This window comes from Hahella chejuensis KCTC 2396 (assembly GCF_000012985.1).
Lineage (GTDB): Bacteria > Pseudomonadota > Gammaproteobacteria > Pseudomonadales > Oleiphilaceae > Hahella > Hahella chejuensis.
Genome location: NC_007645.1, coordinates 1,592,501 through 1,604,743 on the forward strand (window position 1 = coordinate 1,592,501; position 12,243 = coordinate 1,604,743).

A 12,243-nucleotide genomic window follows, 5' to 3' on the forward strand; every position below is an offset into this window, starting at 1 on the left:
GAGACTCAGTGAAATTGAAATCGCTGTGAAGATGCAGTGTATCCGCGGCTAGACGGAAAGACCCCGTGAACCTTTACTATAGCTTCACAGTGGACTTTGAACCTGCTTGTGTAGGATAGGTGGGAGGCTTTGAAGCGAGGACGCCAGTTCTCGTGGAGCCATCCTTGAAATACCACCCTGGCATGTTTGAGGTTCTAACTCTGACTGGTAATCCTGGTCGAGGACACTGTGTGGTGGGTAGTTTGACTGGGGCGGTCTCCTCCAAAAGAGTAACGGAGGAGCACGAAGGTGCGCTAAGTACGGTCGGACATCGTACGGTTAGTGTAAAGGCAAAAGCGCGCTTAACTGCGAGACAAACACGTCGAGCAGGTACGAAAGTAGGTCTTAGTGATCCGGTGGTTCTGTATGGAAGGGCCATCGCTCAACGGATAAAAGGTACTCCGGGGATAACAGGCTGATACCGCCCAAGAGTTCACATCGACGGCGGTGTTTGGCACCTCGATGTCGGCTCATCACATCCTGGGGCTGAAGCCGGTCCCAAGGGTATGGCTGTTCGCCATTTAAAGTGGTACGCGAGCTGGGTTTAGAACGTCGTGAGACAGTTCGGTCCCTATCTGCCGTGGACGTTGGAGATTTGAGGAGAGTTGCTCCTAGTACGAGAGGACCGGAGTGAACGAACCGCTGGTGTTCGGGTTGTGATGCCAATCGCATTGCCCGGTAGCTACGTTCGGACGGGATAACCGCTGAAAGCATCTAAGCGGGAAGCCCCCTTCAAGATAAGATCTCCCTGAGGACTTGATCCTCCTAAAGGGCCCTTGTAGACCACGAGGTTGATAGGCTGGGTGTGTAAGCGCTGCGAGGCGTTGAGCTAACCAGTACTAATTGCCCGAGAGGCTTGACCATATAACACCGAAGTAATTTACCGGTATTGATTGAGTATAACTGCTTATCCAAGTTAAAGGTCTTCTGACCAAGCGCCAACTAGACAAGCTAGAACTAAGACAAAGCTTAACGGTTTTGCCTGATGATCATAGCGGACTGGAACCACCTGATCCCATTCCGAACTCAGAAGTGAAACAGTCCAGCGCCGATGGTAGTGTGGATTCCCATGCAAGAGTAGGTCGTCGTCAGGCTCTTAATACGAAGAACCCGTCCCCGTGACGGGTTTTTTTTATGTCAAAAGAACACCAGCTGTGCTGGATCATCTATCCCCATCCTCCTAAGACAACCTTCCTTCAACGCTCAGTGAAAGTCCCTCGAGCGCGATTCCAGCTCTTCGAGATGCGGCGTCAGGTCTGTCAAGCGATGTGCGAGGACGTGCGCTACCCTTCCTTCCTCGTCCTTATCTAACTCCCCGTATACCATTAGCAGGCGTTTTATTTAGTACAGAGCTGAAGCTCTGTAGGAATGATTGGACAACTATGGGCATGTGCAATGATGGAGATGTGGTAATCCGCTTTAAGATATGCGGCCTGATGAAGAAATTAGGACCAAAAAGCTTCACTTGCCAGTAATCCGGCAAGTGAAGCAAAGTTGAACAGAGAAAAGGTTATCCCTTGTTCTGTACCGGACGGAATGGGTAAACCCAGCCGGTGAAGGCTTGTACGCTACGGGTCTGTATCCATACTTTGCCTTTGCCGCTGAAGCGGCAGACAAAACCTTCTCCAGAGAAGAACAGGGATTTATAGCCGCCGACTTTGGTGATGCTGTATTCCAACCCTTCTGTGAAGGCGACAATATTGCCGGTATCCACGACATAGTCGCCATCCACGTCCAGCATGATCATTCCGCCATAGGTGTTGAACCAGAGGTCGCCATCGCCGCTACACCGAATAAGGAAGAGGCTTTCGCCTGAGAAGAAACCTTTCGTCAGTCCCTGCCATTTGGTCTCCACCGTTACGCCCATATCGGAGGCGACAAATGCGGAGTTCTGCAGAAAGATAGTTTCTCCTCGCAGAAATACGTGCGCCAGATCGCCAGGAGAAGCTGGCGCGATGCCAATTTCGCCAGGACCGTTTTGAGCGGTGAACTCATTGATGAAAATGGACTCGGAGGTTAAGAAGCGGCCTAGGCCGCCTTTCGCCTTGGTCTTCATGACCATGTTGGTGTCCATGGTCGCCATTGCGGAGGCTTCTACTCTGAGCGTCTTGCCGCCGGGTACTTTCACCGTCAGGAAGGCGAAGTCAGGGCGACCTTCGATTTTGAATTTAAAGCCCGGTTGCTCTTCCCCCTGATCAATGGTCGCTTCAGGCTCGACCGTGCCTGGGGGAGCAGGCTGTGGTACAGGCTCCAGAGGAGGCGGAACTGGCCTGGTAATCTCATTGCCTGGCTTCAGCTCCTCCTCTGCGACGGGGGCAGGAGAGGACGCTTCACTCATTCCTACTTGGCTTTGTACGCCGATTCTACTCAGCGCCATCTGAATTTTATCCGCAGTGGACTCATCTAAGCCTTTTTTCACGACCATCGGGGCGCGAGAAAATATTTGTTCAGCGGTCTCCGGCGCAACTTTGAACAGTTTGGCGAAAGCCTCTACTGCGCTTTCCCGGGTAACGCCGGGGTTGAGCTCACCGGTAACTGTGACTTGGTATGCTGTTGTACTCATCATCACTCTCCTTAAGCTTTACGCGGCTTCAAGCCTGACGACATCGCCCATCCGAAGCTGGATGGATTGTGCGATTGACACCAGACCGTGCCCTTGCCGTGGAATTTGCAAACCAGCCCTTCTCCGCCTAGAAACGAATGCATCCAGCTTTTACCCGCCTTGGTGATCGTAAAGTCCAAGGTTTCGTTGAATGCGACGATATGGCCGGTGTCCACGATATACTCACCGTCGACTTCTACGGGGTATATGGCGCCGAAAGAGTTAAGCAGGACCTTGCCTTTACCTTTCATATGCAGCCAGAAAACGCTTTCCCCAGAGAGGAGAGATTTGAAGCCCTGCCAGCCCAAATCGATTTCCACGCTGTGTTCGCAGGCCATGAAAGAACCGCCCTGAACGATTAGGCTTTCGTTGTCCAGATCATAGGTCATCATGTCGCCTGCGAGCGTAGCCCCGAACCAGACTTCTCCGTCGCCGGATTTGGGTTCGAAATGGTTAAGAAACAAAGATTCGCCTGCGACCATGCGTTTGATCGCTTTCATCAGGCCGCCGCCTTGCTTCTTATGTGTTGTCGTCGTGACGTCCATATTGCCGCTCATCGCGATCATGGCTCCGGATTCCGCCGTACAGATCTCACCTTGAGCCAATTTGACTTTCGCCGCGGTGTTGCCAGGGCGATGGATAAGTTCGATGTCCATAGTGCGCCCCTTAGAAAAGTTTCGGGTTGATCCAGTCGGTCAGACCGGAAATGCTACGAGTTTGAATGATGATTTTGCCTTTGCCTTCGACCCGGGTTACCAATCCTTCGCCGCCAAAGAAGCTGGAGAACAGGCCGCCGGCCAGCTGGATGTGCAGGCTCAGACCAGGGTCATAAGCCACCAGGTGACTGGTGTCGACGATATATTCGCCATCAATCTCTTTTTCCAACAAGGCGCCGTAGGCTCCGTACCAGACTTTGCCTGTGCCGGAAACCACTAGCTTGAACAGTCCTTCCTTGGCGATGAAGGATTTGAAACCGGCCCAGCGCACGCCAAGGCGAACGCCTTCTGTCGCCGCCAGAAACGCGCCGGGTTGAAAGCACAGGGTTTCATTGTTCAATTCTGCGCAGCGCACTTCGCCAGGAGTGGGTTGCACCAGGGTCAATTTACGTACGCCGTTGGTTTTGTTGCTGAAGCGGTTGATGAAAAAGGTTTCGCCCCCCAGAAATTTTCTAAGGATGGCGATAAAAAACGACCCATTGGTGCGCGTCTCCATATCCAGATCCGCCGACATGCTGGACATGGCGTCGGACTCAGCCGTGATCTGCTCGCCAGGCTCCAGTTCGACGTCCACGTAACCGAACGCGGCGCCTCCTTTTATCTCTGCCTTCATGCGCTATCTCCGTTGTCGATAACTTTGTTTCTTCGTATTTCGAGGGAGCGGACTCTATTTTTCCGCCACAAACTCTTTGACCAGTTGCTTCAGTCTCTGGAACTCCGGCTCCAGATTGCGATAGTCGCCATCCTGATCGCTGATCTGCTCCTGAAGATCAGTGATGCGATCCTCAGTGGCTGGATGAGAGCTTAAGAAGCCCATGGTGTCTTTCATGAGGTCCCTGGCGTCCTCGTCTTCAATCTGTTCAAGCCGCTTTTTCTCTTCTTCGATGATTTTATCGAAGAAGGTAATCAAGCCTTTGGGGTCGATATTGGCGCGTTTTAGTAATTCCAGCCCCTTGGTGTCGGCGTCTGACTCAAATCCTCTTGAGTAGCTCTGGTTTAGCAACAGCGGCGCGGCGTTAGCCACTGTCGCCAGCAAACCGCTGACGTCGCCGAACACAGCCTGAGCCAGCGCGTAAGTGCCGGCGGCCCCCATGATATTGCGTATTCCGTGCTGTTCCGTGACATGTGAAATTTCATGGGCCATGACGCCAAGAACTTCGCTGGCGTTATCAGCCGCCAATATCAGTCCGGAGTTAATAACGATGTATCCTCCCGGTAACGCGAAGGCGTTGATATCGGATGAGTTAGACACGTAAACCTTATAAGTGTAACGCTGGTCATTAACGGCATTGATCAGTGGGTCGGTAAGCGCAGCGACCGCCTGTTTGCCATCTTCGGATTCAAGTAGCTCGTTCTCTATCTGATACTGGCCGAATACCGTTTTGCCCAGTTTCTCTTCCCACTCGGCGGGAACCTGTCTTGCGGCGACGGCGGTGATGCTATCCATAAAAACGACAACAGAAAGCGGCGTTCCGATGATCAACGCTACGACGATGACCAGCACGGTCCAATTAATACGGCGTACATTACGCGCTTTGCGAAGCTGGCCCTGCAGATGATTGTCCTGGTGCAGGGCTGGATGGTTGAGGATGCTGCGGTCGCTGGTGTAGAGGCTCCACTCGGGAAAATCGGGGTGAGTGATAAAAACCAGTCTATCACTGGCGCCGCCCATTTTGACTTGCGCGCCAGTGACAGGAAAGCGAACGTTACTCTCGCCATTGGAGAATTCAATGAACCCGTCGGACACCGTCAGGGAGCCGGAAGCTCTGCCGTTATTGAATTGCTCGTGAAACGCATGGGCCTGATAAGTTTGCGTTGGTTCCATTCATCCCTTCCTGTATGAAATTCTGAAGTGCTGAAGAGTAATAAAAAGGACAAGTTGTCAGGGACGGAATTAAATCCTCTTTCTTAATCGCCGTAAAGCAGAAACGGGGAAAAAGGCTTTGATTTAAAATAGTTGCAAACTTCAGCTGGCGCAAACGTCGTGACCCGTATGTTAAGGCGGTCACTTTATTGTGATGAACTATCTTGTTTTCACTGACTATTTAATACACGGCATGCTAGAATCGCGCGCTTTTTATTCAAATGTAGTCTGTGGAAGTTAGAGTAAAGTTATGATGCTGCCCCGTTATTTGTCTGTTTTGTTGCTCTTAGGAGCGCTTATCTGTTTGCCTGGTTGTGGTGGCGGTGGTGAAGGCGGAGGCGGAACTTCGAGTAGCGATGACAGCAATAGCGGAAGTGTGGAAACTGGCGGGGAGCAAGGAGATACTTCTGACGACACGAGCAATCCTTCTAATCCCTGTGACGCCCCTGTCGGAACTCAAGCTGATCTATCTGAAGATTGCCGAACGAAAGATTGGGAGCCGGTAAGCTCTCCAGATATATTTAAGGCGGGGCCTTCCGGTCTTTTGTATGTTCTAAGTAGTGAGGATACAAGCAAGATATATAGATGGGATCTGGCTACCCAGCGCTATATCAATCCTATTACGCTGTTAAATCCAATTTCCGATTTTGAATATTCCGCGTCACAAGAGCGTCTGCTTTTAGGGCATGAGAACGGCGAAATTACGGCGATCAATATTACTAAAGATAAAACAGAACGCCCTTTCGCTAAGCTTGGCCTTAATATCATTAAACTTGTCGCGGCCGACGACGATTTGTGGGTTGTGGTCCCTGGTGACCGCGATCCTTACTACAGCCCAGATGTTCTCTATTTATTGGACGCAGTCGGGCAAGTTAAGAGCAGTACTTCTATTGATGATCATCTTTACACTCTGCAATGGAATTCTGAGGCTGGTCGTCTTTATTTCTTTGGCCACCAGACATTTCCGGGCACGGAATACTATGCGTGCGGATCAGGTGATTATGTGACTAAAGGCAGCCTCTATTGGAGGCGCTACAACAAGGATACCGCGATAATTGAGCACTCATCCGAGTTGGCGACGTGCCTGGAAGATGGAGATTTTTCGTTGAGTCCTGACGGAGGGGAACTGGTTGATCTACGGGCCCAAATTAGTGACTCAGACGGAGACTCAGCTCTAACTAAGCTTAGAAGTCCTTTTACTGACCCTGATGCTTTGGGGTTTGGGGAGTACAAATACAATCAAACTCTTTGGCTTGAAGGACATATTCTGGCGACGTACATTCATGAGGGAAAAACCTATCTCATTAGATGGGGCGATTCTCGCCAGGTAGTGGACTACCGGATATACCCGGGAGTAGCAAAGGCGTTGGTTGACGCCGGAAATCAAGTGGCGCTTGTGGTTGGAGATGACGGTGAAACATCTATTTATAGTTACGATATCCGTCTGGACGATGATGGCGATGGCGCACCAAATCGTGAAGATGCTTTTCCAGCGGACATCTCCGCCTCTAAAGACTCTGATAACGACGGCTATCCCGATGAATGGAACCCCGGTTTCACTGATGCAGATACGACGACAGGGTTGTCCCTGGACTACTATCCCTATGATTCGTCATGCGCTCTGATTGAGCATGGCGCGCCCATGGACGTCAGTCTGTGTGATATCGCGAGAATGCATTCTGAGGTTGTTGCGACAATCGTTCAGGGTAATCGGCAAGGGGATGTGTTTGCTCTGAATGGCGATCGCAACGCCATCTATCGTTGGTCCGCTGTCGACCATGAATATAAAAATCCATGGCGATTAAGTCAGCCTGTTGTCGATATGAGTTATTCCGATAGCGTTAAGCGGCTTTATGTTCTGTACAAGAATGGTGAAATCAGATACTTCGATGAGGAAAATGAGAATCGCTTTTTTGCATACATGGTCGGCAATCCCACCACTATAATAGCCGGAGGAGATGCGGTTATCGTAATGGCGTCTCCAGTGTCAGAAGGCGCTTGGTTGTACGACAACAATGGCCGCATTCTGGCTAAAGGTCTGATTACCAGTGCGCCGCCGGCCTTGAATGGTTGGTATGCTTCGGGCAAAGACGATGCCTTATACTTTTTCTCGCACGACTTTCCTGAACTCATGATTTCATTTTCCAGCTCTGGATATTTGGATTACATCGCTCAAGTCGATGGTCCTGTATCAGCCGGCTTTTTAGCGTACAACCCATTCAAAGATCTGTTGCTTATCGATAGGGCTGTATACAGCTTTGAGGAGGTGGGGCGCCAGCTGACCAATGCCGTTAGCTTGCCTCTGAGTTCGTTAAACGGCGCTACCTGGACGAAAAACAGTGGTCTTCTGACTGTGTCGGAGAAAGAAGGTGGCGGGACACTCTTGACGGAATTGAACCCTGCTTTCGAGAAAATTGCTGAACAGGAATATGAAGGCGCTCCAATCGCGGTGTTTGGTAGCGAAGGCGATTATATGGTTGTGACAAAGTCAGACGAACGTATTGAAATAAATGGCTACGCTCCTGTAGTGACTGACTAAAGTTAAACTTTTTCCTCGGGCGGGAAGTTCTTTTCCGCCCCTTTCTACTTCTTCCTTTTCCCCCAATTCCGCAGTATTAGGCAAGTCTCCCGCAGGAATGATGTAGTTGCTCTTGTCTGACAGGGACTACACTTTACTGAGCTGTGTATGCCTATCAACCACATCCCGGGTCAGGGATATAAAGAATCAACGAATACTCTGTGGGGGGCGATTATGGGAATCGAACTGACTATTAATGGAGAAAAGCGCTCGCTGGATGTGCCTGAGGATACGCCTTTGTTGTGGGCGATCCGGGATCATCTGCATTTGACCGGGACCAAGTTCGGATGCGGTATGGCGCAATGCGGCTCCTGTACAGTGCATATGAACGGGGCTGCGATTCGTTCTTGCGTGACGCCGGTTGGGTCAGTAAAGGGACAGTCTATCACCACGATAGAGGGACTGGAGTCGAAAGTCGCCAAGGCGGTGCAGGAGAGTTGGGAGGAAGAGGCGGTGGTGCAGTGCGGTTACTGTCAGTCCGGACAGATCATGTCCGCCGTGGCGCTGCTGCAAAGTAATCCCAAGCCCAGCGACAGTGATATCGACAGCTTTATGTCAGGTAATATCTGCCGTTGCTCCACCTATGTCCGCATTCGCGCTGCGATCAAGTCCGCAGCGGAAAAAATAGCGTAAGGAGGCTCTATGAAAACCATGAATCCCAGCCTGAGCCGCCGTTCCTTTATCAGCAAATCCACTCTGGGCGGAGCGGGACTGACGTTGGCGCTATCACTGCCTTCTTTGGCCGGCGCAGCGGAGTCTGGTCCGGGGAAAACCGCCGGCGAGGCGGCCAGTCAGAACTTCGCTCCCAACGCATTCGTTCGCATCAGTCCGGACAATAAAGTATACGTGATCAGCAAGCACATCGAGATGGGGCAGGGAACCTATACCGGCCTCGCCACCTTGTTGGCGGAAGAACTGGATGTGGATTGGTCTCAGGTCGTTGTCGAAGGCGCAGAAGCCGACGCCAAGCGTTATAACAACCTGTTCTGGGGGCCATTCCAGGGTACTGGCGGCAGCACCGCCATGGCGAACTCCTACCAGCAGATGCGGGAGGCGGGAGCCAAAGCCAAGGCGATGCTGGTCGCTGCGGCGGCGACTTTGTGGAAGGTTCCTGCTGCGGAGATCGAGGTCGAATCCGGCAAAGTGAGCCACAGCGGAACCTCCAGGCAAGCCAGCTTCGGAGATCTGGCGGAACTGGCGGCCATGCAGCCGGTGCCGGAAACGGCGACGTTGAAAGATCCCAAGGACTTTCGTCTGATTGGTCAGAAGCTGGTGCGTAAAGATCCGGGTAAAACCAATGGGACTGCGATCTTTACTCAAGATGTACAACTTCCCGGTATGCTGACCGCTTTAATCGCCCATTCACCCAAAGCGGGCGGCAAAGTCAAAAGTGTTGATGACTCGGGGGCGCGCAAGGTTCCCGGTGTTGTCTCTGTCATGCAGATACCCGCTGGCGTGGCGGTATTGGCCCAAGACTTCTGGTCAGCGAAAAAAGGCCGCGACGCTCTCAAAGTGGAGTGGGATGACAGCGCTGCGTTTCGCAAAAGCTCAGAGACTATTCTCAAAGAGTACCGCGAAGAGCTGAATAAGCCGGGAGCCCCCGTCGTGCGCAATGGAGATTTCGATACCGCATACGCGGCTGGAGCGAAGCAGTTTGACGCCATCTATGAGTTTCCCTTTCTGGCCCACGCGGCGATGGAGCCGATGAACTGCGTGATTCAAAAGAAAGAGAATGGCGCTGAACTCTGGTATGGCTGCCAGTTTCAGACGGGGGACCAGATGCAGGTCTCACAGATCCTGGGCGTACCGATGGAGAACGTGAAGATCAATATGCTGTTGGCGGGAGGCAGTTTTGGCCGTCGCGCTAACTCACACTCTGATTACATCGTTGAAGCTACGCAGGTCGCCAAGGCCTATTCGGAATCCGTTCCGATCAAGTTGGTGTGGACCCGTGAAGATGATATGCGTGGCTGGTACTACCGTCCCATGTATGTGCATCAGATATCCGCGACCTTGGGTGCGGACGGTTACCCCTCCGCCTGGCGTCATCGCATTGTCGGTCAGTCGATTGTTTCCGGCACAGGCTTTGAAGGGATGATGAAAGACGGTATCGATCCAACCTCTGTGGAAGGCGCTTCCAATCTGCCTTATCACATCGCCAACATGCAGGTGGATTTGCACACGATCAAGGAGGGCGTGCCCATTCTATGGTGGCGCTCCGTGGGATCGACCCACACAGCTTATTCAACGGAGACCTTTATTGATGAGCTGGCCAAGGAGGCCGGTAAAGACCCCGTGGCGTACCGCATGAAGTTGCTGGAAGGCCATCCCCGTCATCAGGGCGTACTGAAGCTGGCGGCGGAAAAGGCCGGCTGGGATAAGCCACTGCCCAAGGGGCGCTTTCGCGGCGTGGCGGTGCATGAATCCTTTAATTCCTACGTGGCGCAGGTGGCGGAAATAGAGGCGGTGGATGATAACCGCTTTCGCATTGTGAAGATCACTTGCGCGGTGGACTGTGGGCTCGCTATTAACCCCGACATAATCCGGGCGCAAATGGAAGGAGGCATAGGTTACGGGCTGTCGCCGGCGCTGGTGAGTGAGATCACCCTGGAGGATGGCGCAGTCAAGCAATCCAACTTCCATGATTATCAGGTGTTGCGCATGAATCAAATGCCGGATGTGGAAGTGTATATCGTACCCTCTGCGGAGCCGCCCACCGGCGTTGGCGAGCCCGGTACGCCAGTGGCGGCGCCGGCGGTAGCCAATGCGTTGTTCGCCGCGACGGGAGAAATCCCTCGCAGTCTTCCATTCAAGAATCTGTTCGCCTGATATGAACGCGCCGATGTTTGTGGAAAACGTGATACCTGCGGCCTGCGCCTGGCTGGCTCAGGGCGCCAGGGTGGCGTTGATTACTCTGGTGGGCGTCGATGGTTCTTCGCCGCGCCCGCTGGGGAGCCAAATGGCGGTGCGTGAAGACGGCGTGGCGATAGGTTTGATTTCGGGAGGTTGCGTTGAGGCGGCGTTAACCCATGAAGCCGCCGCCGCTTTGGCGGACGGTCGCAATCGCATGCTGCGTTACGGTAAGGACTCTCCTTTCTTCGATATTCGGCTGCCTTGCGGCTCTGGGATCGATGTGCTGATTGACGTTAATGTAGGCGCTGATCTGTTGTTCGCTGTGCGAGATCGGCAACTACAACGTCAGCCGACGTTGTTGTGCATGGACTTGGAGCGCGCAGCCAGCGGCGATGGCGTGCATCTGCAACTGGAAGCCTGCTCAGGAATGCAGGCTTCCGACTCCTATGCGAACGGCGATCGCTTTGTCAGAGTTTATAATCCCACCACCCGCCTGTTGGCGTTTGGACGGGGTGAGATATTTCGACAGCTGTTGATGCTGACGCCTGCAATGGGGTTTGAAGTGTTGGCGGTCTCTCCTGGAGATGCATCTGGATCTTCTCCGCCCGGTGTGACCAGACTGCATGCGCCGGACCATTTCGAGGAGGGGTGGAGCGACGCCTGGACGGCGGCGGCGCTGTTATTCCACGATCATGAATGGGAGCTTCCCATTTTGCGCAACCTGCTGCGCACGGACTGCTTCTATATTGGCGCATTGGGAAGCCTGAGGACGCAGGCCCTACGGCGCGAGCAGTTGGCGGAGGAAGGCGTCAGCACAACTGAGATTGACAGAATCAAAGGACCCATTGGGTTGAATATCGGTGGTAAATCGCCGCCGGAGATTGCAATTTCGATTCTCGCCGAAATTATTTCCCGCCGCGCATAAAAACGGCGCGTTACGCGCCGTTCTGAAACAGGCCCCAGGCGATGCGCCACATGAGTACCGCGATCAGCGCATCCACCAGACGCCAAAATGAAGGGCGCGACAACCAGGGCGACAGCGCGGCGGCGGCGATGGCCAAACCGAAGAACCAGATGATCGATGCTGACGCTGCGCCGGCGGCGTAAGCGGCGGGCGCGGCCTGTTGGGCTCCTACCGAACCGATCAAAAACAGGGTATCCAGATAAACGTGGGGGTTGAGCAGCGTCACCGCCAGAGTGGTCGCCACGACAATGCTGAGGTTACGCTTAACCGCGCCCTCCGCTTCAAGGCCCGCTCCAGGGTAGAGCACCCGCTTCATGGAAAACGTCCCATAAGCGGTGAGAAAAATAACGCCTCCCCAGCGCGCCCATTCTGCAATCTGGGGGAACTCCCGCAACAGCGCCGCCATGCCAAATACTCCGGCGATAATCAGCAGCAAATCCGCCAGCGCGCAAATTGCGGCGACGGGAAAGTGATGTTCTCGCTTCAGACTTTGCGCTAATACGAATGCGTTCTGTGCGCCAATGGCGACGATAATTCCCAAAGAAAGGCTAAACCCGTTGAAATAGCTCTGCCACATGCAGTTAACACCTTTTTGTGATGTACATTGCCGCTATAGACGTTTTGTCG

9 protein-coding genes and 2 rRNA genes (1 of these 11 running past the window's edge) are annotated in these 12,243 nt (G+C 53.1%); 6 read left to right on the forward strand and 5 right to left on the reverse strand.

Annotated elements, in window-relative coordinates; genetic code table 11:
* Together HCH_RS07165 and rrf are read left to right on the forward strand one after the other, a co-directional pair.
* Positions 1-903: ribosomal RNA gene (locus tag HCH_RS07165) — 23S ribosomal RNA — on the forward strand; it begins 1,988 nt to the left of the window's first position.
* A gap of 117 nt (positions 904-1,020) precedes the next feature.
* Positions 1,021-1,133, forward strand: a 5S ribosomal RNA gene (gene rrf, locus HCH_RS07170).
* 416 nt (positions 1,134-1,549) lie between these two features.
* Here rrf and HCH_RS07175 read toward each other — a convergent pair.
* From HCH_RS07175 to HCH_RS07190, 4 genes are read right to left on the reverse strand one after another with little or no spacing between them, the layout of a single operon-like run.
* Positions 1,550-2,602, reverse strand: a complete 1,053-nt coding sequence (locus tag HCH_RS07175) for a TIGR00266 family protein (RefSeq protein ID WP_041598489.1) — start codon at positions 2,600-2,602, stop codon at positions 1,550-1,552.
* An 11-nt stretch (positions 2,603-2,613) separates the two neighbouring features.
* Positions 2,614-3,297 carry a TIGR00266 family protein gene (locus tag HCH_RS07180; RefSeq protein WP_011395513.1) on the reverse strand — a complete coding sequence of 228 codons (684 nt, stop codon included), beginning with the start codon at positions 3,295-3,297 and terminating at the stop codon, positions 2,614-2,616.
* A gap of 10 nt (positions 3,298-3,307) precedes the next feature.
* Positions 3,308-3,970: a TIGR00266 family protein gene (locus HCH_RS07185; RefSeq protein WP_011395514.1), complete on the reverse strand. Its 663-nt coding sequence runs from the start codon at positions 3,968-3,970 to the stop codon at positions 3,308-3,310.
* 54 nt (positions 3,971-4,024) lie between these two features.
* The gene (locus HCH_RS07190) at positions 4,025-5,182 is read right to left on the reverse strand and encodes a M48 family metallopeptidase (protein ID WP_011395515.1); all 1,158 of its coding nucleotides are present in this window, start codon (positions 5,180-5,182) and stop codon (positions 4,025-4,027) included.
* 289 nt (positions 5,183-5,471) lie between these two features.
* On the opposite strand from HCH_RS07190, the gene HCH_RS07200 reads away from it, so the two are divergent.
* The 4 genes from HCH_RS07200 (at position 5,472) to HCH_RS07215 (ending at position 11,577) form a co-directional block, all read left to right on the forward strand.
* Positions 5,472-7,760 carry a hypothetical protein gene (locus HCH_RS07200; RefSeq protein WP_011395516.1) on the forward strand — a complete coding sequence of 763 codons (2,289 nt, stop codon included), beginning with the start codon at positions 5,472-5,474 and terminating at the stop codon, positions 7,758-7,760.
* A 213-nt stretch (positions 7,761-7,973) separates the two neighbouring features.
* Positions 7,974-8,432 carry a (2Fe-2S)-binding protein gene (locus HCH_RS07205; RefSeq protein WP_011395518.1) on the forward strand — a complete coding sequence of 153 codons (459 nt, stop codon included), beginning with the start codon at positions 7,974-7,976 and terminating at the stop codon, positions 8,430-8,432.
* A gap of 9 nt (positions 8,433-8,441) precedes the next feature.
* Positions 8,442-10,628, forward strand: coding sequence for a xanthine dehydrogenase family protein molybdopterin-binding subunit (locus HCH_RS07210; protein WP_011395519.1), 2,187 nt, complete (start codon positions 8,442-8,444; stop codon positions 10,626-10,628).
* Position 10,629: 1 nt separating this feature from the next.
* Positions 10,630-11,577 carry an XdhC family protein gene (locus HCH_RS07215; RefSeq protein ID WP_011395520.1) on the forward strand — a complete coding sequence of 316 codons (948 nt, stop codon included), beginning with the start codon at positions 10,630-10,632 and terminating at the stop codon, positions 11,575-11,577.
* Positions 11,578-11,587: 10 nt separating this feature from the next.
* Here the strand turns inward: HCH_RS07215 and HCH_RS07220 are convergent, their stop codons facing one another.
* On the reverse strand, positions 11,588-12,193 hold the full coding sequence (locus HCH_RS07220) for a LysE/ArgO family amino acid transporter (RefSeq protein ID WP_011395521.1): 606 nt from the start codon (positions 12,191-12,193) through the stop codon (positions 11,588-11,590).
* Positions 12,194-12,243: the final 50 nt, after the last annotated feature.